Source organism: Halobellus sp. GM3, assembly GCF_052545375.1.
In genome coordinates, this window is sequence record NZ_JBQWLT010000013.1 from 1 (window position 1) to 24,093 (window position 24,093).

Consider the following 24,093-nt stretch of genomic DNA (forward strand, 5'->3'; position numbering starts at 1 on the left):
CGTGAACGGCGAATATTCGCCTACTGCTCTCAGCAGTTAGAACGGGAGTCCACGCGAAAGCCTCGGGGCTTGACCCCAAGGCAATTTACTGCTCCAGTAGCACTCGTCGTTTGGGTAGGCTTCCTTGTCTTTGGACGACGGCGGTCATGACTTAGCTCGGACCCTATTCAGAGCACTAGGCTTGCACTGGCGGTCTACAGAGTCCGATTGTCCACCTTGTTGGCTTCTACTGATGGCGAACCCATTGAGAGTTCGATATCGTCGAGTCACGGCACACGATGTCACGAAACCCCGAGTCTTCGATATCGGCTCTCATCACGCTGCATCTCTCAGATGATCTCTGATACGGTCTAACAAAGGATCGATTCCTGGAGTTCCATCAATGACCCACAGAACAGCGACGAACCCAGCAAGGAGACCTTGATATGCGACCATTGGGAGGTCTCCGCTGAGGAATCCCTGGACCGTGATAGTACGAACACGAGTTAGTAATTGTATCCAATGTTGGCCGAAGCTCGTAGTCGTATATTCTGGCGCAGGGAGGATTGGCCACAGGAGAAATGAAGCACGATCGAACTGGCTGGTGAGTAACGCCCCGTAACTATCACCAAGCAAATGCGTGAGATATCCCACAAAGAATGCAGTCCCAATTCGTCGCGCGTCATACCGAGTAGATATGCGCCAAACGAGGATCCAGAGTGGGACTACGATGAGTAGAGAGTGGGCTAACGATCGGCCGGATGGGATGATCTGACTCCAATATGCAAGGGGTTTATCGATCAGGTCAGGCAGTTGTGTCGCGACCGCGAGAACGAGTGCGGGACGGTGCTGCGGTGGCTGTCGGAATCGCCATCGTGTGAATACTGAATAGCACAAATAGCCCACAGCGAGGTGTCCCCACGGCCACATTGATTAGCGTTGAGGATGTAACCGGTATGAGCGTACCGACTTCGGTCAACCAGCGGATCGAACCGCGGATGGATGCTCACTCGAGGGGTGGATTGGTCTAATCTTGGACCTTGTGTCGGAAGTGGGATCGCTCACGTTAATCCAAAGATGAACCTCTCGGTACGCTGCGGATCGGTTCAACGGAGTTTGTGGCTCACCGCGGTACAGTAAGTACTGGAGACGTAATCGTTCACCTGTGAGTTCTAGACTAACCGTATGATTCCGGTGCCACGTCCCGTTCGCCTCAATCCGTGTTTGGAACCGGCGTACTTGCTGGTATTCACGAATGACTGTGGAATTATTGACAATGTCGACACGTTGGATTTCGGCAATAACAGTGTAGGTGACGGGCTGGTGTTCGTGATTACCAATGCCAACAACGAGTGATTGTGAGTTCCCAGCAGTGAACTCGGTTGGATAGTCATCAGCGACGTGGTCGCCCGTTTCGTTCTCGGTAAGCAAGTAGAATTCGCTGAACGATTCGCCTTGTCGCGGAACGGCAACAGCGTAGCCGACACTTGCTGTGGCAAGAAGGATTGAGGCGACCAGCAGAAGATTCAATGCGAAGTCTGCATTCGTCTCTGGCTCGAGCAATTCAGTTCGTGCATCACTGACCCACCGGCGGTACGGAACAGCGAAACGCTCGTCAGACGGGAGTTCCCATCGTTGTTGAGCTGCGACAATCGTGGCGATGACAGTAAATGCCGTGAGCGTAGTGAGGATTGGTACGAGCCGAATGCCCCACGGCGTGAAGTTCAGTACAAGCCCGATCAGCGGCACGATTGCGATACTAAGGCCGAAGGAGAGCGCAACCCGTTCGATGCCGTCAATGCCGGACTCACGGTGGGTATCAGCGGGGGATTCTGCTCCGCCACTATTTTCACGTCCCTTAGGCGAACTTCCCGCTTCCGGGAACAGGGCTGCAATAAAGGCATACCCCGGAATGAACAGAATAAATGGGAGTCCGACGAGGACGCGGAGCGGTGTCTCGTTGACCACCGGTAGGAGGACAGAAAGGACCGTCAAGAGCGTCACACTGAGGACGGCTGTGAGATCCGCAGGAAGGTTTCGGAGGAAGGAGGGAAGTTGCAATTCGACAGTCCGTCGGTCCATTACCCAAGGGAAAGAGATTACAGTGTAAAAGCGCGGCGGTACCGAGTATGAATCCTACAACACGGCTGTCAACGACTTGTAGTCGTACGGAGCGGTAGGTACAAATGTTCTCGTGGAAAGTGTGCAGTAATGGCGACTCGACGCCGCCACCGATATATTACAGCCACGGTGGCGTGGCAGCTTATGACAGTTCTCGTCCTAGCGCTACTCGGGTCGTTGTCCTTCGAGTTAGTGTTCGTAATTTCGTTGATTGGTATATTGGTTATTACTGAGCTCACAGCCCCCTTTGCAATCACGCCAGCGTGGCGACGACGTCTCATATGGGTCATCGCAGGGGGCTTGCTTGTCTTTGGGTATATTGTGATTCGGCGAATTATCGAAATACTCCCTCAAGGAGTGATCTAAATGGCGTGGTCTCGGCCCTCGTATCCACGTCTGCTCCTTGGTGCGCTTGTTATCACGGTTGGGCTGACCGTATTCGTCACTGCAAGTACCTCGACAGCCGCGTTTGGGGCGTATAATCCAGCGTGGGACGGGACAACTGAGGTTCGGGATACGGCTACTGCAGCGGGCGCTGAACCAACCATCGTACAGAATACGACGCAGTACCAGCAAGTACCACCAGAAAATTCCGTCGCAGTCGTGTTTTCTCCGACCACAGAATACAGTGAGGGAGAAGCTGCTCGGTTACGCTCCTTTGTAGAGGCAGGAGGGACCGTGTTGATCGCTGATGATTATCGAGCACACAGTAATCCATTGTTAGCCTCTCTCGGGGCTGAAGCACGGATTGATCCGGTTCCACTGCGCGATGAACAGCTCTCCGGCCCATCACCAGCGTTTCCACGCACCCAGCGAGTGTCGAACAATACTATCGGGGGAAACGCGACGTCGCTGATGTTGAATCACGGTGGGACAGTCCAACCGAACGGTGCGACGGTCCTGTTCGTCTCCTCAGAATTCAGTTACCGTGATCAAAACCAGGATGAAACGCTCAACGAGGACGAACAATTAACCCAACATCCCGTAGTTACAGTCGAATCAGTTGGGGCAGGCACCATCATCGTCGCGAGCGATGCCAGCCTCTTTCTGAACGCGATGTTGGAGCGAGCGGACAACGCGATGTTTCTGCAAGCGCTTGTCGAACCCCACGAGCACGTCCTCATTGACGTTTCACACTCAGCGGGCGTACCGCCGTTAGTTGCCGTGCAATTGCTGCTCCAGCAATCTGGTGGGCTCGCCTTCCTCGCTGGGATCATCTCAATTATTGGAGTCGTACTACTCCCGCATCTCCCACAGGTTCGTCGACGAATCATCGCGTGGCGTGACACCCCGGAGTCACCAATCCCGCGGACGCCCGAAGACATTGCAGCTGGAATCCGGACTCAACATCCGGAGTGGGATGCCGACCGCGTCGAACGAGTGACGGATAGTTTGATGAGTCGGCGACAGCAACGGGAGGACAATGACTGATCCGGCGACGTTGGCAGAAGAGATCCGGGCCGAGATCCGAACGGTTCTAGTGGGGATGGACGCCGAAACGGATTTTCTAACAATTGCGTTGCTGACCCGCGGGCACGTCTTATTGGAAGGCGTACCGGGTGTAGCGAAAACGTCCTTGGCGAATGCTTTTGCCAACGCTAGCGGACTCTCGTACAACCGTGTGCAGATGACACCCGACATCCTGCCAGCTGATATTACGGGGACGAACGTCTATCGAGAACAGACAGGGGAGTTCGAGCTGCAAAAGGGGCCAGTATTTGTGAACGTCGTAGTGGCAGACGAGATTAATCGTGCCACGCCAAAAACCCAGTCGGCACTCTTGGAAGCAATGGCCGAAGAACACGTCTCCATCGAGGGCGAGACGTTACAGCTTCCGTCGCCGTTCCTCGTGATTGCGACACAGAACCCGATTGAAATGGAGGGAACATTCGATCTCCCAGAAGCCCAACGCGACCGCTTCCAACTCAAGCTCACCGTTGAGCTACCGACGCCGGATGCAGAGCAGGATTTGCTCTCCAGATTCGATGGAAATCCGATGTTGAGTCCAGAGGATATCACACCGGTGGTGTCTACCGACGAGATCCAGGCTGCTCGTGAGCACGTTGCAGATGTGTATGTCGCAGACAAAGTGCACCGATACATTATCGATCTTGTGAACGCATCCCGAGAGCATCCCGATGTTGCACACGGGGCGTCACCTCGTGGATCCTTGGCACTCTTACAGACGGCGAAAGCTCAGGCAGCAATTGCAGACCGAGACTATGTCATTCCCGACGATGTGAAGTCGATGCTGACACCGGTCCTTCGACACCGATTGGTACTCACGACGGATGCCGAGCTCGGAGACGTCCAACCAACAGAAATCGTCGACGAGATCGCTGCGTCAGTCTCGCCGCCAGAAAGTGAGGGGATCACCGAGGAGCAAGTCGAGCCGATGACCCCAGACGCCGGAGAATAGGTTGTGAACAGTATGGCTACCACAATAGCGCAGGTGTCAAAACCATTAATTCAACAGGTATCCGAAGAGGGAACGATCAATGGTCCCTGAAGAGGATGGACGGCAGGACACCGAGACGAGACCGGTCGTGTCGGCGGTCGACATCAGCCGTGAATACACCCGTGGTGATGCGAACATCTTCGGGCGTGGTACAGCTCCAAGTGTTCAAGCACTGGATGGGGTCTCATTGTCGGTCCGGCCGGGCGAAGTCGTCGGGATTGCAGGACCAAGCGGGAGTGGGAAATCGACCTTACTGCACTTACTTGCCGCCCTAGATATCCCAAGCAGCGGGACAGTCTCACTCAACGGGACCGCCACAGACCAGTATGGCGTTCGGGGCCGCACAAAACTTCGATTAGAACACGTCGGGATTGTCTTCCAGCGATTTCATCTGCTCTCCTCCCTGACGGCCCGCTCGAACGTGGCGTTACCTCTCGTTGAACTGGGCTGGCCAAAAGCTGATCGTCGTGAACGAGCGGTCGAGCTCCTCGAAGAAGTTGGATTGGATACGCGAACCACGCATCGCCCTGGCGAACTCTCAGGGGGAGAGCAACAGCGGATTGCGATCGCCCGATCACTTTCGACCGAACCGGCCCTTGTCGTTGCTGATGAGCCCACTGGCGAACTGGATTCCCAAGCTAGCACTCGCGTGTTGGAACTGCTCAGGCGGATCACCGCAGAGGACCGAGCAGTGGTCTTAGCATCCCACGACCAGCAAGCAATCGATGCGTGTGACCGCGTCCTGTACCTCCAAGATGGGCAGATCAGCGAGCGCGTGGTATGAGTCGGCGCCAACGCATCCAGTCATTGTTCGGAGTGGCAATCGCGCGTGTCACCGGGCGACTCCGTGTGTCGCCCCATCGGGTGCTTCTCAGCATCCTCGGGGTCGCCCTCGCGATTGGGTTGATGGTATCCGTTACTGGTATCGCTGTCGGGCTTGCCTCCCAAGCAGTCATCGAGAGCGAAAACGTTGATTACTGGATCGTTCCCGAGGAATCATCCGCTGAATCCGTCGTCGTTGGCTCCGGGGGCCTGAATCTTGGCGATGTCCATACAACGGCAGCATCACTCAACGAGGACGAGCGAATCGACTACGCAACGCCAGTGCGATTAACATTGGTTCCCTTTGAGGACACCCAAACTGGGGAACAAACATACGTGTTAGCCGTTGGGGTGATTCCCGCCGAGAACGTTGAAGTCCTCGGATTATCGACGGGGTCGATGACCCCTGACGACCCATATTACGCCGCTGGGGAGTACAACGGTAAATGGACGGGCGATCTTGTGATAAACGATGCAGCTGGGACGCTCCTTAATGCCTCGACCGGAGCAACCATCTCATCACCACGAGCGACAGAGCGTCAATTTACAGTTACGGCAGTCTCCGAAGGTGACTCGCCATCGGTCGGTGGGACAGTCCCGATCGCACTAATGCAGTTGAGTGAACTGCAATCAATGAGCGGTGCCCAAGCAGGCGATCAAGCGGATCAAATTCTTGTCAGTACGAACAACCGGATCAAGGATGACCTCGAAGCCCAGTACCCACGAACGATGGTTGTCGAACGCAACGGGCTTGCTGCACAGGAGGTATCGACCTCCAGCCTCCCTCTCGCGATTGCACTCGCAGCCCTCGTGACTGCACTGGTAGTTGGTGTGTTATTCGTTACGACACTGATGGGGCTAGAGGTAAATGCGAGTCGCCAAGAACTCGGAATGCTCGCTGCAATGGGTTTTTCACGGCGCTCGAGATCGCTGATCATCGCCACTGAAACCATTGCGATTGCGCTTGTAGGCGGCGTTCTTGGCGTCGGTATGGGTGCCCTCGGAATCGCCGGGGTGAACTCGTTTGGGACGGCCACACTTGGGTTAGACACTGTTGCTCGCTTTGACCCGCGAATGTTCCTCTATGCGCTTGGGGTGGCGATCCTCATTGGCTGCGTCGGAGCGATCTACCCAGTCTTGTTGAGTCTCCGTACTACCCAGCTGGAGGTGTTGTCAGAGTGAGTCGTCTCTCACGGTGGCGTGGACTGCTTGGGATTGCCGGATCGATCTTGCGTCACGAGCGCTTACGGACGGGACTGGCAGTCGGTGGCGTGGCAATGGCCGTCCTTGCCTCTGTCTTACTCGTCAGCGTCGGCATCGGCGTGGTCGATACCGGCCAGCAACAGTTCGATCAGGCCGGCCGAGATCTGTGGGTCAGCGGGGGACCGCTCGAAATCCAACCCGGGAGCGTCGGCTCTTTTGAGAATTCGCTCGTTAACGCCCATCAAGTCGAAGCCCAACTAAACGCACGTGAAGATGTCGCAACTGCTGATCCATTCGTTTTTCAGACCGTTTACATTAGCTCGAACGGCTCTGAGTACAACACGGTGATCGGAGTTGGCGCTGCATCCACTCCGAATGCCATTCCGGTGAGCGAGGGCCGTGCAATTGAACAGGGAGACATCCATTACGGTGATGGGAACTACAACGGGCCGATGGTCCACGAAGTGATCATCGACCAGCGTGTGGCCGATCAGTACAATATCTCAGTAGGCGATACCCTACAGATTGGGGCCACCATTTCAGTCGCGCAAGAACACGAGTTTACTGTCGTCGGCATCTCGAATATGTACTCCAGTACTGTCGGCGCTCCCACGGTGGTAATGCCGTCGAGCGAGCTACAGGAAATTTCGGGATTGACTGCGAGTGACCGGGCGGCAATGATAACGGTCAAGCTTCGCGACGATGCGAACGCCACAGCTAGTAAAGCTGCCCTTGAGCGAGCGTACCCGGAGTATACTATCCGGACGAACCAAGAGCAACTCCAAGCGACACTCGCTGATCAGGCGATCGTCATCGCCAGCGGTGCGAGTTTGGTGCTTCTCGCCATTGTGGCTGGTGTGTTGTTGCTCACAAACCTTCAATTGGCCTTCGTTGCTCGCTATCGCGAAACGTTTGGTGCACTAACGGCGTTAGGGACGTCACAGTCCTCACTCATCCTCGTGATCGTGATAAATACGGTTTGTATTGGGATTCTCGGTGGACTACTTGGGGCAGCGCTATCGGTACCAGGCGTGTGGGTACTGAATGAGATCACGCTCACTATCACGGGATTCGAGAACGTAGTGTCACTCTCGGACCGTGTATTGGTGGGCGGGATCGGAATCTCGGTCCTAATCAGTTTGATTGGTGGCGTGGCTGCAACGCTGTATCTCGGCCGGGCTCAGCCGCTCAAGCATTTACGGTGATTAGCATCTCGGATATATTGCTCTGTATGGCGACTTCTGAGGTCAGTGAACTCACTGACCATCTATCGAGTGAACTACCCCTGCTACTCGGCGGCTTGCACCGCTTCCTCGAGGCAGAGGCTTCCTGTTTCGACGACGCGACTTGCAGACACATCAATCGTATCCGCAGCGGTCGCAGTCTCCGCAGGCGTGTCTTCGGAGTGAACCACTCCTAGTTGGTTCCAACCGCGTTGCTGAACATTGAGCGCCGCGTTCCAGTCTCGGTCGATTTTGAAGCCGCACGACGGGCAAGAATGTTCGCGCACCCACAGCGGTCGTGTTTAGTTAAGCGTCAGAGTAATATTCAACTTAGGGAGCCTGTACGGCGGATAATTCCCCGCCCGACTGGATCCGCGGTAACGGTTAGTAACTTAGTCAGCGTCGAACGACGAACCGAACGCTGACGTGTGAAACCGCTCAAAACCTCACGAATCAGATGCGACACAAAATAATTACTCACAGTATTAACTAAACACTACCGATCAGATCCGGGACGGATTTAAGATGGTTCGCGAGGCGTTCGGGCCGATTGACGTCCTCGTGAATCACGCCAGTGCCGCCGCGTGGAAGGGACTTTTGGAGTGGATGTTGAGGAATTCGAACAGGCATGGGCGGTCACCGGGCGCGGTGCGTTCGTCTGCTCGCAGGAAGCCGTCGGCGATATGCTCGAGACGGGCGGCGGAACGGTTCTCTTCACGGGCGCGACCTCTGCGGTGCGGAGCCTCGGGGGCGCAACCGGTTTCACGGCCTCGAAGTTCGCCGCCCGCGGGATGGCGATGGATATCGCCAAGAGTTCGGCCCTGAAGGGATTCACGTCGCACACGTCGTCATTGACGGACAGATCGACACGCCAGGGGTCCGCGATCAGTTCGGCGACTGCGAGGACGAGACGCTCCTCGATCCCGATGAGATGGCCGAGACCTACTGGCACCTCGTCGAACAGGATGATGTCAGCACACAGCCATTCGAGGTCCACATTACGAACGGACCACAGAACTCCGAATTCATCTGACCGCGGCGGGAGCGGAGCCACTCGCCGGCTGTGCTCGTCGAGTGCGAGGTAAACCGTAAATCTCCCAACTCAGCAAGCCTTCACTTGTGGGAAGCTCCGCCGTTTACGGCGGAGAGGATGTCACTTTGATCGACAGAATGCGTATTCTTATTAGGCGTGGTTTCGCTGACGAATCTTGGTTCCTGCGCTACGAATCTGCTTGATCCGGGATCTCCTGAAGCGCGAAACGAATCCTGTAATCTGCCCGTGTGTCACCGGATTCTATCGTCGAGATCGTTACTGGACACTCAAGACCGTGGGCGAGACCGGTTGCAATGAACGACACCACGGGGTGATCGAACCGTGTTACGGGCCCATATGCGGAACCACTTACTATGACTGTGAGACCTTGCAGATCAGTATCCACTTCGGCTTGAGCTGAGTCAAGCAACTCGAACTGTGTTGTCAACGCTTCCGTAAGTTGAGACCCAAGCTCTGCAGGTGTCTCAGCAAGTGATCCAGCGAGAGCTTGCTGAAAGGACTCGAATAATCGACTACCGCTTGGGGTGAAAGCTACCCCTCGACTCTGTGCGTCCTCCGTTGCGATGATGGTCTCTGTTAGGGGTTCTGCCTCCGGAATAACGTATTCATCGACTTGCGGGACGAACAGTACAACGGGACGTTCGGGGGATCCCGTTGGAACATAGATTCGGTCGTCAGTGAGCCCAAGTTCGGTGGTGAGTGCTTCCTCGTTACTTGCCAGCGTCAAATACACATCACGGCCGGTATCAGCAGCGATGAACTGCTCTGGAGTCAAATACAACGTCAGGACACTACCAAACACCCCGACCCCAGCGAGCGACAACAATATGGTCTGAGCACTCGGAATAACAACGCCACTGACAGCAGCTATAACGCCAATTACTCCCAGTCCGATTGCGGTCCGTCGGTACTGCGTGTGTTTCGCCCGAACATACGAATTATACAACTCCTGGTTTTCCGTATTGAGTAACTCAAGTTGCGTAAGTAACTCCTCACGAGAGGAATTCGTCGTCTCTGTTGTCGTAGGATTATCACTCATTGGTCAATGTGGGTGTTTAAAGCTCATTGTTACTGGATTCGAGCTTCTCGGTCTGTTGTAGTATGTCAGTGAATTGAGCGAGCAGAATTGCGCCACCGGCGATCACTCCAAGGAGGATAACCCCGGTGAGAAGCGTACTGGTCTGATTCACAAGGAACAAGACGCCTATGACACCGATGGCCGAAACCCCTATAAACAGCATCTGTGAGTCCCGACCCCAGCCACATCGTATCCCATCACTGAGTAGTATCGCATAGAGGCTTGCGTGCGCGACGATCAAAATCTCGGTAGTCTGACTTTGAGAGAACGTCACAATCGCTATGTGACCGATAGCGACTGGAACGACAGCGGGGAACACAACCCAAGAGAGTGCGGCGACAAAGGCCGCTCCAAGCCCGATCGGCCCCAACAAGAACCAAAACGACACAACGAGTGAGAATCCAATAATCACATTGGTCACTGCATGTGCATTGATTCGTTGCTCATCTATCCTCGTGGTCACCACAGCGAAGCTACGAGCCACCAGATTCGACTCGGCAGAATTCGAAGGAGATTGTTGGCTCACGATTCGACCCTCCGTTGTCGGGTCCGGCTCCCAGCAGCAAGAATCCGAGCGAGTCGATCACTTGGACCAACTTCAAACGCTTTGACTCGCGGCAGGGTAGTTAAATCCCGACGGAATTGCTCAAACTCGGTATACCGCTGATACGCTAGGTCAACATCACGGAGTGAGGTATCTGTGAACAACGTAGAGGGAGTGAGATATACGAGGACCTGTCCCTCTCCGCGGCGAGCTACTTTGACCGTTTCTCTGAGCGTGGTTCGGTCTTCATCATCGGTGAAAATGACAGTTCGCGTCGAACCACTATTACGGGCTGTTGCGAGCCGTGCCGCTTGGAACAGTGGTCGCTCTGCCATACGTAGCACATACGCATCTGGGGTTGCAAAGAATGGTCGAAGGCGTTCACCGAAGGTCTCATCGTCGGGAAGGTTTGCCGCAGTTCGTCGCGCCCAAGAGGGATCAGCGGCGTCCTGATCTAACTGTGCATCGACGGGTGTTGTTGGGATTAGTTCTTGCAGCGACTCTGTGATTCGTTGATAATGACGGGCTGTTGTGCCGGGCGAGAACGTGTTGGTGAAGCCCGCATCACCAACTGTATAACATCCGAGCGGGTCGCCAAACTCCTGTGCACTTGCAACGATGGCTAAGGCCACCTGCCGCGCAAATATGAGTTTTGTTTCTCCTGGTGGCCCATCACCCATCGTATGCTGATGGTCAACCAAGAGTTCGGTTTCGACGTCTGTTTGTGCCTCGAATTCTCGGACGTACGGCTCGGCGAGACGCGCCGTTGCCTTCCAGTCAATTTGTTTTGTTGCATCGCCCGGGTTATACTGGCGTAGCTCAGCTGGTTTGGTCCCACTTCCAGTCCGTCCAGTATCGTGTTCTCCGAAGCCCGCCGTGAGTTGTGTCCCGCCCTCCCCAACGTGAATCGTCGACTGCGCTCGGGGTTCGACCGTTACACTTGGTGTGGTACCGGTCTGAATGCTGTGTTGGAACAACTCTTGGCGATCGGTGACCGTGACCGTCGGCTTCTCGAATTCATATTTTCCGGCCACTGGCCACGTGACTGTGAACGCTTTTTCGACAGTCCGTTCGCCAACCGGCAGTTCACAGGTTACGTCTGGCGCATCACTACTCAGTGGGGCCGCAAGATGCGAGGTAATCGATACTGGTGTTGGTGTCTCAGTCGTGATACGGAGTGTGCCTGTGGTTGCCTCTTCTGCTGTCACCCGTTTTCGATCGAGTGATTGGTCCACTATTATGTCTGTCTCGATTTCGCGCACGTGCGCAATAAACTGATATTGCGCGGTCCAGAGATAGGCCCCAATCGCAACTGCTCCAAGGAGAATGAGCGGTTTCGCGAGTAGTATGCTCCACGCAATTAAGACGACTCCAATCCCGAGGAGCATTAGGTATCGGCCCGTTATCTGCATCCAAGCAGCCATTTCACAGCGGGATGGTTAACCGTTTGCGGGTTTCGTCGACTGATTTCGGTGAAAGACAGGCTTTTGATGAGTCGGCATTTCTACAGTGATGTGACGTTATCGGGCTTGACCACGGATTGGCAGGATGCGATATCCATATTATTCGTGGTTTTGCTACTCGTTACGGTAAGTGTAGGCCCGGTGGCTGCACTCCAGTCTACTCCAGACAACCCAGTATTCCAGCAGACAACTCCGACGCCAGCGCACGCGAATAATTCTACGGTGCAACACGAGCGCCCTGATTCTGTAAGCGAATCCGGGGACACTGAGGCAGTGCGTCAGTGGTTGTCTGGTCGGTTAGCTAGGCAATTGAATGGAAGTGCGGTCGCGATTTCCCAGAGTGAATATCAACGTGGACAGGACCTATTAGGACCTGAATTTGAATCTCGATTAGAACAGTACGTCGACGTTGCGGGAGAAACAGACACATCGAGCGACGATCAAACTGGCGAGCAGATACGCGAGACGGCGACGCAACAACAAACGTATGCTGAGACCGTTGTATCATATAACCGAACCTACGAGCAGTACTTGGATGCCCGCCAGAGTGGGAATACCACGGCGGCCCGGCAGTATGCGCGGACCTTGGAGAATCAGTCCACCCAGATCAACGAGCTCAACCAATCTCTCACGGACCTATACGGTGAGCTTGCCCAATCTGGTGTGGAGGTTGGTACCGCACCGGAATCAATCTCGACTGTCTCACAGCAAATTGCGCGTCAGCAAGCCAGCATTCGTGAACAAACATTCGTCGCCACAGAGCTGCAGGTGTCAGTAACTCAATCGGCTGTGTCGTTCACCGAACCGTTGGCGATCACCGGTCAATTGACAACAGCTAACGGCACCCCCATCGCAAATCAGTCGATCCAACTGCAGGTGTACGAACGCAGATACACAGCGGTCACGAACGCTACTGGGACCTTTACGATTCAATATCGACCCGTGACACTGCCCGTCTCGGCAAACTCTACAACCATCTCTTATCTTCCGAACGCGGCATCACCGTATCTCGGAAGTAACACTATGTTTCCGGTGGAAGTCCAGCAAGTCACACCAACGGTGACAGCCACTATCTCACAGTCGACCGTACAATACGGCGATCAGATTGCTATCCAAGTGAATGTCACCACCAACGGCCAGCCAGTTCCCGCACTACCTATTACGGCGACGCTTGCGGGCAGTACTGTAAATCAGACCACGTCAGCTGGGACGACACGTCTTACTCGTCGGATTCCCCCATCGCTATCGGTTGGCTCAGCCACACTCTCAATTTCTCACGCTCAGACTGCGCTCGCGATTGGCCCCGTCACGGCGACAGAATCGATTATGGTGGAATCAACAGCGACAGCCCTCACCGTCCAGACGAGTACCGACTCATCTCAGCTCACCGTGCGGGGGCGACTCACAACAGCGGCTGGTTCGGGAATTCCAAACCAACCAGTCACACTTGGATTGGGCCCGACTGTGACTACCGTCACCACAAACGAGACAGGGGCCTATCAGTGGCAGACCGATGCAACGGCTCTTGAGATGAATGCGACGACACCGACGCTTACCGCTCGATTCGATGGCCGTGGTACCAATTTGGCGTCCGCCGCGGCGGACACACAAGTGACACTTCCAGATGCATCAACTGGTGATTCAGCAGGTGATGTTTGGGATTCGAATATCCTGCTTTGGACTGGGGGCGGGGTTCTACTGCTTGTCACATTGATTGGAGCAATTCGTTGGATACGTGACCCCAGCGAGAGTACGAGCAACGAGACTCCAGACGGGGCTTTCGACGCTGCAAGCGGGGCGAATAAGCACTCAGGAGTGGCTCGAAAATTACTTGATCGTGCGCGTGATGGGCTCCAAGCTAGCGCTACAGAGCCAGAACAGTCGGTTATAACAGCCTATGCGGCACTTCGGACCGCAATGGCTGATCGTTCTGGAATCTCTCCGTCACTCACACACCGAGAATTCCGACGGGCCTGTGAATCCCAACTCGATGATGTCGAGAAGGCAGATCTTGTCACAGTGATCGACGGCTATGAACAAGCCGTCTTTGCTGGAACTCTCGATCCAAATCGAGCCGGTGAGGTCGTTGCTGCAGCGACCGCGATAATTGACACTGTACATCCGACTTCCAAGGAGTGACACAGACCGCGTACGGGTACCCCCGTCTTCAGGTTGGGGGTCAAACACCAATTCACCCTAAGCGATAGCGCGGAGGACCCTGCCTAAACGAACGAGCAAAGCGAGTGAGTAGGGAGGGGAGGGAGCGTGTTCGTTTCGAGCGCAAACGGTTATAATGACGACCCGCTAACCGTGAGATAGTTCCATACGGGCAGAAGTACCCCTGTGAAGGGGGGCCACAGCAACTTTCGAGGGTCTAAGCACGGTGGATTCTCGAGTGGGACGGGTCACAGTCAACTGGCCCCAACGCCGGGGACGATGACCGCGAACGTGACGCAACACGCCTCTCCGTGTCCACACGGATTCGAGCGGGAGAACACCGGCAATTAAATTGCCGCTGCTGGTCCGACCTGCCAGCAAACAAGTCCAGACGGGCGTGCAAACCCACCTCTGCTGGAAGCCACGCAAGCCCCGTCCTCAAACCGCCGTAGCCGGTTAGGGCGGGGTAGTTGACTCCGATCGAAATATCTATAGTGCATAAATAATATCTAATAGACATATATGGCAGAGTTATTTGACCACTTCCACGCCCTGAAGGACGCGGAATCCGCCCATCGGATTTCCGCCAAGTGAAGCGTTCGAGGTTCCAACCCGCGCTCAAAGGGAGCCGGCAGCATACCGGAGGAACTCTCGTTTCCTCCTGTCTAGGGCTGTGGCCCGGCCAAACAGACCCCATCGGAATTCGTGTCATTACCGTGGGAACCACGCTGGTTCCCCACCCCTTGTGGTTCGGGGACGGCATCTCACCGATTCCATAGCACTTCTCATTGTGTGGTGCCACAGCAATATTCTTGCGGTGAGAAATCAGGGGCAGCCACCGTCCGTGGATTGTGACCGCTGTATCCGCTTAACCCCCGCCTGTTCGATCCTCGGTTCTGACACCTGTCGGAACATTCTCACTCACGGGAAGACAGGGGTTAGCGCTCGTATCTCTATCACGTCGTCGAAGCAGGCGCCTGCCCACGTAGGAGCAGTGATTCCCCTTGCCATATGCACGGGGGAAACATCCAACATACTAGAATTAGCATAGATACGTATGAATCCTGCAGGGGTTGTCCGACAACTGTACCGGGTGTATGGACTTGGAATTCTCGTATGGGCCGGCTGGTCAGCAGCTTGGATGGGATTCGGTATCGATGTCTCGCCCACAGCGATTGGGACGGGATGGCTCGCCATCGCCGGTATCGGTGCGATGCTGGCGATCGCGATGGGAATACTACGGTTCTCCGACGAGTATCGCCTGTTCAAAACGCAGTCCAACCGGGAGCGAATCAGGCATTTCCAAAATCACTTCTTGAGCAGTACACCACTGCACCTCTACGTGATCGCTCTGGCCGCGTGGAGCTTCTTGACCGTCGAGTGGTGGGCCATCAATCTTGATCTCGTCAGTCGAACCATCGTGGCGTACGGCTGGTTCCTCATCGCCCTGTACGGGCTCGGACTGACGATCAGTTTGACCGTCAAACACGAAGAGGCCGTGGTCAAAGAACTCGACGAGGTTACGCCAGAGTCTATCGATCTCGAAGCCGTTCGCTAAGAGCCCACGATTATGCAACTCACAGAACTTTTCACCGACGATTCAGCGGTATCGCCAGTTATCGGCGTGATTCTGATGGTCGCAATCACGGTCATCCTCGCGGCCGTCATCGGCACGTTCGTATTGAACCTCGGGCAGGGACTCCAGCAAACTGCACCCCAAGCGAGCTTCAACTTCGAGTACAACACTACCGCAAATACGACGACAGTGACACACGAGAGCGGGGATACGATTGATGCCGATCGGTTGAACGTAACGTCATCAGTATCGTTGACCGCGACCGAGTCTTGGAGTGGTACAGTGGGTGCTGGTGATTCGGCGACCTACGAGAAGGATACCGGTGACTGGGCTGGTGAAACCCTGCGTGTGGTCTGGGAATCCGAGACGGGCGAAAGCTCCGCGACGTTGAGTCGGTCCACTGCGCCAGCGGAGTGACCGCCTGATTAGAAGCTCCGTGAATTGCCTCGGGGTCAAACCCCGAGGGACTCTGCCTTGATTTCTGTGGATCGGCTTCATTTCACGGGTCAAGCCGTTGATTTCTCCTCGAATGGTTCACAAAATCAGTTGTCGCTCCCAGTATCGCCGTGTATGACGATTCCCCTGACACTCATTGCTGTGTCCCAATCAGAACAGACTTTTAATACCAGAGTTTGAGGCGAGCATATGCAACGCCGAGTGGTCCCTGTTGGGATCGTAATCTGTGTCGTTGTTCTCTCCGGTGTATTTATTGGGGGATCTGATCCTGTGGCTGCCGATAGTGAGTACGATATAACGATTCCCGGAAGTATTGAGACGCCCACCCGGGAGGTTGCAGTCTATGGATCAACGTATGAAATTTCGGCAATAGGGAGAGCAGAATCGGGAGATTCGGTCGATGTTGAGGTCACAGCGCCCGACTCAGATCAGGAATACGAAGTCTATCTCTATAATTCGGATCAGAATGTAGTTGAGAGAACTCGGTTGGAAGGAGATGATACCGCGACCTTCGATCTTAGTGATCTAGATCTCGATGCCGGCACCTATGTCTTCACAGTACAGGAGCAGGGTTCGACCGAGACGATTCATCCCTTCGTGATCAAGGGATACGATATCTCTGTTACGTCACCGAAATCCGCAACTGTTGGAGCCGAGATCGAGGTTGATGTATCGCTCTATCAGATCGATCAGAGTGCGACGAACAACCGTGTAGAGGTTGTCGTCGCCGGTGAAGATCAGGACACAACTGCAACAGCAAGCGAAAACGGCAGCCGATATACAGCTACAATCGATACCGATAGTCTTGCTGCAGGCTCGTATCGTGTCTACGCCAACGTCCGTGGCGAAAAAGAAGTACTAGGCGAAAAAGTGATGTTCGGAATCAGTGATCCGCAGTCACTCGATCTCGAGTCAGGGAGTACGTCCGAATCGACGTCGGAGTCGGGTGGGGGTGGTGGCGGTGGCGGGGGTGCCCTCCCGCCAGGAACAACTGAAGGTACAGAAACGGTAACCGCGACCCAAACACCCGCCAATCAGACGGCAACGTCCACGGTCAATACAACTACATCTAATCAATCGACGAGTGAAAATTCCCGCGATCAGGTGACCGACAATACCGATTCATCATCAGGCACAACGGGATCATTGGGATCAACTACTCCAAAACGGACGGATACGACACCAACTCCGATGAATGTCGTAACACCGAACGAACAGTCTCCAACGACCGAAACAAACACCCCCGGATTTGACCTCACGCTGTTGGGTGTGCTTTTCGTAGTCGCGATACTGCTAGCACGGGGTCGCCACTGAATCACCTCGGGAGTCACAGAGGTACAAGACAGAAGCCCACGACTGAGTCGTAAGTCGATAACAGTAGGCGGTGCTTACTATTTTCATCCCGACAGGTAAAGCCTTATTAGGGAGGCAATAACACATATAGCTGACAAAATGGGACGAGTAGCCACGATACTGATGGTGGCGTGTATCATCTTAAGCGTCACTACGTTCACGCCAACGGCGTCCGCCGCAAATTCGGACCCGTTGTCGGACGACCAAGTCTTCGAGGCATCAAGTAACGTCAACGTATGGGAGCGCTCGGTGCTCCCGTTACGCGTTGAGACAGACAATGCGGCTAAAACGGTAGACAATCCGTTTTTGGACGTTGAAGGAACCGGTATTGGACAAAAGTCACTGGGAAAATCCAAAACAGCTGTTTTCAATCCGGGAACCGAAATCGAGCTGTCATTCCAGCAGGATCGAGCTGGTAGTTCGGATCTATCCAACGCCGACGTACAGGTGGTCGCGGCGCGTGTGACCGGAAGCGGTGATGGAATCCCCAATACGTTCTCCGATGCGATCGATCTTATCTCTACGGAGAACGCGAACGAAAACGCTTCTTACGAATTCGTTGCTGAGAATACCACTCTGGACTCCCAAGGTGAGAGCACCTTTACCTACGAGCCCTCTGAACCCGGCCATTACGTGTTCTTCGTTGTCTCGAGTGACACCACGAACAACGACGCCGTGAGCATTGACGAAGCTGGAAACATCTCTGTTTCTGAAGATATCACACTTCTCGGTACTGATGTGGCGCCAGTCCAACGTGGCGATCCCGCGAGCGTCTCACAAGACCCGACGACGCCGGAGCCTGGCGATAACATCACCTTCGACGTCGACGCCAGCAACCAGCTCGGCGATAGCGGCGTGACTCACGTCGTTGCAGTCTACAACAAAGAACAGTTCACTAGCTCGAGTCACAACATCAAGGTCGATCCAAATGAGCTCGACAGCAACTTCGACATACAAAACGACAGCACCTTCGAGCATTCGATAGCCGATGTCGACGGTGTTGCCGACATCGAGAAAGGTGCTGGGGTGAATGGAATCGACCTCAGCGACGGTCGCGTGTCACGTGCTGTTGGGTTCGGTGCGACGATCGACTTCATTGCGGAGGATCTCAACGGCACCGCACCGAAGACGAACCGGACCGGTAACGAGATACTGAACGCGTCGATCGACGCTGACGTCGGCACGAACGGATCCCACCAGCTGGTCGTCGAAACGAAGAACAGCTGGGAAGACGGGACCTATCAGTACGTCTATCTCGGGACACTTGAGAACAACAAGAGTGCGATCACCACCGACGTCGGCACGTTCGACGTTTCGAGTACGACACCGTACTTCGATGTCGAAATCGCGAGTATCGACGATCCGGTGACTGCCGGCGACGATATCGGCGTCACGCTCAACATCACCAACACGGGACCGAACGGCACGGATACTGTCTCGGTCTCAGTAAACGATGGTGCGCGTGCGAACGTTACGGAAACCCTCGATACGGGGGAGAGCACTCAGACGCTCGTCTCGGTCCCGACTACCCAAGACGACGTCGGCGAGGCGACCGTTCGCGCTGAAAGCCCCGACGATTCGGCATCGACGACGATCACGATAAACGAGCGTGCGGACTTCACTGTCGATCTCACACTGGACAACGAAACCGTCGACCCCGGTGATACGATCACCGGAACGGCGAACGTCACGAATGAAGGCGGAACCGTGGGTGACACGCAGAATCTCACGGTCACGATCGATGATACGGAGATAAAGAAAACCTCGATAAATAATCTATCGTCAGGTGCGAGTCAAGAAGTCGACTTCTCGTACCAGACAACCGGAAGCGATGCAGGCACGCGAACCGTCACGGCCTCGACCGAAGACAACAGCGATTCGGCACTCGTGACAGTTCGAGAGCCAGCAAACTTCGAGGTTGACGTAATCGAAGGCGAGTCTGACCTCGATGTCATAGCCGGACAGAACGCCACGATTGTCGCTGAGGTCGAGAACACGGGTGGGGTGACCGATACTCAGACAGTCACGGTTTCCCGCAACGGCAATACATTAGCGAGTGAGCAGTTTACCCTCGAAGCAGGTGAGATCACGGATATCGAGGCCGAGAACGAGACGCTCGACGCTGATGCACCTGATGGGTTCGACGTCACTGTGGAGAGCGATGACGATTCGGAGACTGTCTCAGTCACTGTCGAAGAAGCCACCACGTACTTTGACGTGACAGTCGACGACATCAACGGGAGTGTCGACGAGCCACTACCCGGTAACGAGACCAACATCACCGTCGATGCGACGATCAAAAACCTCGGGAATAGCAACGAGTACACTGAACAGACCATCCAGTTCGGCGTCGATGGAACCCAGAAAACTAGTCGCGAGGTCAACCTCACTGGAGGTGGCAGCACGACGCTGAACGACGTGAAAGTCCCGATCAATCCGGGACAGACGCCTTCCGTTGAGGTGACGGTCGCGAGCGACGATGAAACCGAGACGCGAACAGTTGAGGTCAACAGTACCGCCGAGTTCGACGTGACCATCGTCGAGGCGAGCAACGAGAGTCAACTCGACACCCAGACGCCGTTTTCGCCGACGATCAACGTCACGAACGTCGGTGAACAGCCGGGCGATGGACTCGTTCAGGTTCGATTCAACGGCAGTATCGAAGAGAACTTCTCTATTAACGCCCTTACTGGCGGCACGACAGACGAGACAGTCAAACCAAACAGTGGCTTCTCGCTCAACGCCTCCACGAGTGGAACGAAGATCGTCGAAGCCGAAGTGATCAACAACGGAACGGATGCGAGCGATGATACCTCGACTCGCCGTGTCAACATTGGCGATGCGCCGAACTTCACGATCGAGAGCTTCACGCTGAATCCCTCCGGAACGATCGAAGAGGGGAACACGCTGACGATCGACGCCACGGTCAACAACACTGGTGACGTCACCGGGAACCAGACCGTCGTCTTTGAGTTCGACGACACCGAAATCAACGCGACGGTCACAAACCTCGCAAGTGCGACCCAAAAGACGATTTCGGTCGGTTACCAGACGCGTAGGGCCGACATCGGCAGTCAAACGGTTTCGGTCAGCACCGACGACGACGTGGTTGAGGATACGGTCACCGTCGAAGAGAACGCCGAGTTCGAGGTGACGAACGTCGACGCTGACGACACAGCCATCGCCGGTGACTCAGCAGACGTCGCCGTCACCGTCGAGAACGTCGGCGGGGTTGCCCGCAATACGAGTAAGGTGCGGCTGTTCGCGGCCGGTGAGGAGGTCGCAAACCAGAGCGTAACACTCGGCTCGGACGAGGCCCGCATCGTTCAGTTCGATGGGGATGTCACTCCCTCGGCAGCTGGCGAGCTCACGGTGACCGCGGTCACCGATGATGACACCGGAACTGACACGATAGACGTCGGAGAACCCGGAGAGCTTGAGTACGAACTCGTTTCGATTACTGATCCGGTCACCACGAACAGCCAACTCCAAGCCACCGTTCGTGCGACGAACGTCGGTGATGGAGACGCCCAAGAAACGGTGAGTCTCAGAGTTGACGGACAGGTCGTCGACAGCACGACGGCGACCGCTGCCGGCGGCGAAACGACGCAGGTGACGCTCAGTCACACGGTCGGCAGTACCACTGGTAATGTCGCGGTCGACATCCTCGGTCCCGACGGACAGTCGCAAGCTGACGACACGGTCACCATCGAGAATCAGCCGGAGCCGTACTTCCGCGTCTCGAACCTCGATGCGCCTGCGTCGGTGCTGAATACGAGCCAGACGGTGAACATCACGGCCAACGTGACGAATATAGGCGACCTAGCTGGCACACAGAACGTCACGCTCTCGGTGGATGGTGAGACACGCGACACCAACGAGAGCCTGACACTCGATAGCGATAACACCACGACAGTCGATCTCGCATTCAACACCGACGATGTCGACACTGGTGACGTCACCTACAGCGTCACCAGCGAGAATCAGTCCAGAAGTGGTACGATCACGATCAACGAGCCAACACCGGGCACCGCAGCAATCGTCTCGACAGACGTCCTCACGGACGAAGCCCAGCAGGGCGAGAGCTTCGACGTCAACGCGACGATCGAGAACACCGGCGACCTTGATCTGACCGAGACGGTCGAACTCGACTACCGGGCTAACGGGACGATCGATGACGACGTCCAAGTCTCCTCGCTCGGAGCAGGCAACACCACGACGGTCACGCTCACTGCGACGCCGTCGGCCGAGCCGCGCGCCGGCACCTTCGATCGCGAGCTAGAAGTCTCGGCCGGTGACGATTCGGCAACGACGACCGTTCCCGTCGACTTCAACAGCATCCAAAGTGGTATCAACGCTGTGAGCGGAGACGACGATACGGTCCTTGTTGCCTCCGAGACGTTCACCGAACGGAATGCGATCACAATCCAGACTGACGGCGTCACGCTCAAAGCCGCAAACCCTAACGCTAGACCGACGATCCAGTCACCACGTAACGCGGACACGGGACTGATCGTTACGGCCGACGATATCACCATCTCCAGTCTTCGATTCAGTGGTGATGGCAGCGGTACCGGGATCGCCTTGGACGGTGACAGTGCTGACGTGACTAGCGTCCGTGTCGAAAACTGGACTCGAGGCATCACGGACACCGGCGGAAACCAGATTCGCGGCTCTGCTGTCGTCGACTCAGGTACAGGAATCATCCTTGATGGGACTGGTGGTTCCACCGTCGAGTACACGCGCATCGCTCGTTCCGACACGAGAGGGATGTTCATTCGGAGCCCGGACAACACGATCCGCGGTATGAGCGTCTTCACCTCGACGATCGGAATCGATGTCAGCACTGCACCGGATAACGAGATTCGAGAGAGCATCATTCGCGGAAACGACGATATCGGCATCCGAGTTCGTAATGTCCCCGGAAGTCTCACTAACCCAGTGGATCCGAGCGCTATCGTACAGAACAACGCGCTCGAATCCAACGGGGTGAATGCGTTCATTGACAACAGTAGTGTGAACGCGACCAGTAACTGGTGGGGAAGCCCAGGCGTCGCTGAAGAGAACGTCGACTACATCGTACGGAGTTCGATTGCAGCCGACGATCCGCTCCAGACCCGTCCGGACTCACAATTCGACGTGAGTGCGACTCTACCGAGTGATGTCACTCGTGATGAGCAGTTCACGATTACCACTACGGTTGAGAACACTGGAACGAAAACCGATCTCCAAACCGTCGGGCTGGTGGTTGACACCACAGTCGTCGACTCGACTGACGTCGAACTCGACGCGGGAGAATCGAAGAACGTCGATCTCTCGTACACGCCGGACATCACGGACGGAGATAGTATTGATCTCACCGTGCGGAGTCTCGACGACTCCGCCAGCCAGTCTAATGTCCAAGTGCTGGACCCGGCGGTATTCTCGATCACCTCCTACAGCCCGACGACGAGCGTGACCGAGGGAGACACGATCAGCGTGTCCCCGGAAATCACTAACACTGGCGAGGCCTCCGCCGAGGATACGGTCAGGCTTCTGGTGAATGGATCACAGGTCGACACTGCAAGTACCGGTAGTATTAGCGGATCGGGAACAGCTACGCCGACGCTCTCGTACACTACTGGTAGCAGCGACGTTGGTACCATCAACCTCACCGTGGCGACTACCGACGACTCTCAGAGCGCCTCCGTGACCGTTGATGAGGCTTCCGACACGGATGATGGTGATGACACTGGCGGTAGCGGTAGCAGTCGACGCTCCGAGGTAGCGAACCGCGTGACGACGCAGATCGGCGCAGACGGGACCGCCACCGCAGACTTGACTGACGGCGTCAGCGTCAGTCAGGTGCAGATCTCGAACCCCGGCGCGAGTGGTGAGGTGACCGTCGAGGAACTGACTGATCTCCCCGAAGGGACGCCGGAGCCCACTCGATCGCGCATCGCGACGGTCGATATTTCCGCTCCGGATCCGGCTGAAGGCTCGACAGCGACTGTCCGGGTCTCGGTCCGAGAATCTGCGCTGCCCGATGATGTGACACCTAACGAGTTGGTCGTCGAACACTACATCAACGGCCAGTGGCGAGATCTCGAAACGACAGTCGTCTCCAGTAATGGCGACGTTGTCGTGGAAGCAGAGACCGACGGCTTCTCTCCGTTCGCGGTGACCTATCAGCAACAGACACCAACACCCGAGCCCGTCACGGACACGCCTGAGCCGGACACGGACACGCCAGAACCCACTTCAGAGACAGATACTCCTGAGCCCGATACGGATACGCCCACACCGGGCGACGATGGTGGTAGTGGTGGCATCGGCTCTCTCGCTGGGATCCTGATCGCGCTGATCGTCCTCGCAGGCGGGGCCTATTGGTATTTCCAGCAGAATAACTGATCTCGCTGCGACTGTCTGACTCGCTTTTTCCTCTTTCCTCACTGACGTTGATACCACTGGTCGCCCACATAGAGTGCGTATGGGGCGACCCCGACAATGGATAGAATCACGAAGTACTCGATCCAGACCTCATTTAAATACGTCATATCGAGTGTAACGCGTCCGCCGTGGGCCACTAGGGCACCAATTAGAAAGCTAAAGAACACGCCCAACCCG

General features: G+C 55.6%; 16 protein-coding genes and 2 pseudogenes. 12 read left to right on the forward strand and 6 right to left on the reverse strand.

Annotated features, from left to right (window positions below; all coding sequences use genetic code 11):
- Positions 1–315: 315 nt before the first annotated feature.
- Both ACT3HL_RS15745 and ACT3HL_RS15750 read right to left on the reverse strand, forming a co-directional pair.
- The gene (locus ACT3HL_RS15745) at positions 316–909 is read right to left on the reverse strand and encodes a metal-dependent hydrolase (RefSeq protein ID WP_445087713.1); all 594 of its coding nucleotides are present in this window, start codon (positions 907–909) and stop codon (positions 316–318) included.
- Between the two features lie 45 nt (positions 910–954).
- On the reverse strand, positions 955–2,061 hold the full coding sequence (locus tag ACT3HL_RS15750; RefSeq protein ID WP_445087714.1) for a DUF1616 domain-containing protein: 1,107 nt from the start codon (positions 2,059–2,061) through the stop codon (positions 955–957).
- A gap of 129 nt (positions 2,062–2,190) precedes the next feature.
- Between ACT3HL_RS15750 and ACT3HL_RS15755 the strand changes: the two genes are divergently transcribed.
- The 6 genes from ACT3HL_RS15755 (at position 2,191) to ACT3HL_RS15780 (ending at position 7,788) form a co-directional block, all read left to right on the forward strand.
- A complete protein-coding gene (locus tag ACT3HL_RS15755) occupies positions 2,191–2,466 on the forward strand; it encodes a hypothetical protein (protein WP_445087715.1) in 276 nt (91 codons plus the stop codon).
- A complete protein-coding gene (locus tag ACT3HL_RS15760) occupies positions 2,467–3,531 on the forward strand; it encodes a DUF4350 domain-containing protein (protein WP_445087716.1) in 1,065 nt (354 codons plus the stop codon).
- Positions 3,524–4,519 (forward strand): AAA family ATPase, encoded by a 996-nt coding sequence (locus ACT3HL_RS15765; protein WP_445087717.1) that lies wholly within the window; start codon positions 3,524–3,526, stop codon positions 4,517–4,519. The genes ACT3HL_RS15760 and ACT3HL_RS15765 overlap by 8 nt, the downstream gene beginning before the upstream one ends.
- Positions 4,520–4,598: 79 nt before the next feature.
- Positions 4,599–5,342, forward strand: a complete 744-nt coding sequence (locus tag ACT3HL_RS15770; RefSeq protein WP_445087718.1) for an ATP-binding cassette domain-containing protein — start codon at positions 4,599–4,601, stop codon at positions 5,340–5,342.
- Positions 5,343–5,464: 122 nt separating this feature from the next.
- Entirely contained in the window at positions 5,465–6,562 is a 1,098-nt protein-coding gene (locus ACT3HL_RS15775) for an FtsX-like permease family protein (protein ID WP_445087719.1), read from the forward strand.
- Entirely contained in the window at positions 6,559–7,788 is a 1,230-nt protein-coding gene (locus ACT3HL_RS15780; RefSeq protein WP_445087720.1) for an ABC transporter permease, read from the forward strand. The genes ACT3HL_RS15775 and ACT3HL_RS15780 overlap by 4 nt, the downstream gene beginning before the upstream one ends.
- Before the next feature lie 83 nt (positions 7,789–7,871).
- On the opposite strand, the pseudogene ACT3HL_RS15785 reads toward ACT3HL_RS15780, so the two are convergent.
- Positions 7,872–8,105: pseudogene (locus ACT3HL_RS15785) on the reverse strand (zinc ribbon domain-containing protein); the annotation flags it as partial.
- A 202-nt stretch (positions 8,106–8,307) separates the two neighbouring features.
- Here ACT3HL_RS15785 and ACT3HL_RS15790 point away from each other — a divergent pair.
- Positions 8,308–8,839, forward strand: a pseudogene (locus tag ACT3HL_RS15790) (SDR family NAD(P)-dependent oxidoreductase); the annotation flags it as partial.
- Positions 8,840–9,026: 187 nt separating this feature from the next.
- On the opposite strand, the gene ACT3HL_RS15795 reads toward ACT3HL_RS15790, so the two are convergent.
- Genes ACT3HL_RS15795 through ACT3HL_RS15805 form a run of 3 tightly spaced genes read right to left on the reverse strand, consistent with a single transcriptional unit; the run spans position 9,027 to position 11,870 of the window.
- Positions 9,027–9,899 (reverse strand): hypothetical protein, encoded by an 873-nt coding sequence (locus ACT3HL_RS15795; RefSeq protein WP_445087721.1) that lies wholly within the window; start codon positions 9,897–9,899, stop codon positions 9,027–9,029.
- A gap of 16 nt (positions 9,900–9,915) precedes the next feature.
- Positions 9,916–10,464, reverse strand: a complete 549-nt coding sequence (locus ACT3HL_RS15800) for a hypothetical protein (RefSeq protein WP_445087722.1) — start codon at positions 10,462–10,464, stop codon at positions 9,916–9,918.
- The gene (locus tag ACT3HL_RS15805; protein WP_445087723.1) at positions 10,461–11,870 is read right to left on the reverse strand and encodes a DUF58 domain-containing protein; all 1,410 of its coding nucleotides are present in this window, start codon (positions 11,868–11,870) and stop codon (positions 10,461–10,463) included. The genes ACT3HL_RS15800 and ACT3HL_RS15805 overlap by 4 nt, the downstream gene beginning before the upstream one ends.
- 126 nt (positions 11,871–11,996) lie before the next feature.
- On the opposite strand from ACT3HL_RS15805, the gene ACT3HL_RS15810 reads away from it, so the two are divergent.
- The 5 genes from ACT3HL_RS15810 to ACT3HL_RS15830 all read left to right on the forward strand — a co-directional run bounded on the left by ACT3HL_RS15810 (position 11,997) and on the right by ACT3HL_RS15830 (position 23,877).
- Complete coding sequence (locus ACT3HL_RS15810) at positions 11,997–14,084, forward strand: hypothetical protein (protein WP_445087724.1); 2,088 nt, start codon at positions 11,997–11,999, stop codon at positions 14,082–14,084.
- 1,075 nt (positions 14,085–15,159) lie between these two features.
- Positions 15,160–15,660, forward strand: coding sequence for a hypothetical protein (locus ACT3HL_RS15815; protein WP_445087725.1), 501 nt, complete (start codon positions 15,160–15,162; stop codon positions 15,658–15,660).
- Between the two features lie 12 nt (positions 15,661–15,672).
- The gene (locus ACT3HL_RS15820; RefSeq protein WP_445087726.1) at positions 15,673–16,095 is read left to right on the forward strand and encodes a type IV pilin; all 423 of its coding nucleotides are present in this window, start codon (positions 15,673–15,675) and stop codon (positions 16,093–16,095) included.
- Between the two features lie 228 nt (positions 16,096–16,323).
- Positions 16,324–17,448 (forward strand): hypothetical protein, encoded by a 1,125-nt coding sequence (locus ACT3HL_RS15825; protein WP_445087727.1) that lies wholly within the window; start codon positions 16,324–16,326, stop codon positions 17,446–17,448.
- Positions 17,449–18,225: 777 nt separating this feature from the next.
- Positions 18,226–23,877 (forward strand): CARDB domain-containing protein, encoded by a 5,652-nt coding sequence (locus ACT3HL_RS15830; protein ID WP_445087728.1) that lies wholly within the window; start codon positions 18,226–18,228, stop codon positions 23,875–23,877.
- The last annotated feature ends 216 nt before the right edge of the window (positions 23,878–24,093 follow it).

Excerpts from the sequence above, each read along its gene's own strand:
- ACT3HL_RS15745 (WP_445087713.1), bottom strand. The coding sequence starts at position 909 with ATGTGGCCGTGGGGACACCTCGCTGTGGGCTATTTGTGCTATTCAGTA.
- ACT3HL_RS15750 (WP_445087714.1), bottom strand. The coding sequence starts at position 2,061 with ATGGACCGACGGACTGTCGAATTGCAACTTCCCTCCTTCCTCCGAAAC.
- ACT3HL_RS15755 (WP_445087715.1), top strand. The coding sequence starts at position 2,191 with ATGGCGACTCGACGCCGCCACCGATATATTACAGCCACGGTGGCGTGG.
- ACT3HL_RS15760 (WP_445087716.1), top strand. The coding sequence starts at position 2,467 with ATGGCGTGGTCTCGGCCCTCGTATCCACGTCTGCTCCTTGGTGCGCTT.
- ACT3HL_RS15765 (WP_445087717.1), top strand. The coding sequence starts at position 3,524 with ATGACTGATCCGGCGACGTTGGCAGAAGAGATCCGGGCCGAGATCCGA.
- ACT3HL_RS15770 (WP_445087718.1), top strand. The coding sequence starts at position 4,599 with ATGGTCCCTGAAGAGGATGGACGGCAGGACACCGAGACGAGACCGGTC.
- ACT3HL_RS15775 (WP_445087719.1), top strand. The coding sequence starts at position 5,465 with ATGGTATCCGTTACTGGTATCGCTGTCGGGCTTGCCTCCCAAGCAGTC.
- ACT3HL_RS15795 (WP_445087721.1), bottom strand. The coding sequence starts at position 9,899 with ATGAGTGATAATCCTACGACAACAGAGACGACGAATTCCTCTCGTGAG.
- ACT3HL_RS15805 (WP_445087723.1), bottom strand. The coding sequence starts at position 11,870 with ATGCTCCTCGGGATTGGAGTCGTCTTAATTGCGTGGAGCATACTACTC.
- ACT3HL_RS15815 (WP_445087725.1), top strand. The coding sequence starts at position 15,160 with ATGAATCCTGCAGGGGTTGTCCGACAACTGTACCGGGTGTATGGACTT.
- ACT3HL_RS15820 (WP_445087726.1), top strand. The coding sequence starts at position 15,673 with ATGCAACTCACAGAACTTTTCACCGACGATTCAGCGGTATCGCCAGTT.
- ACT3HL_RS15825 (WP_445087727.1), top strand. The coding sequence starts at position 16,324 with ATGCAACGCCGAGTGGTCCCTGTTGGGATCGTAATCTGTGTCGTTGTT.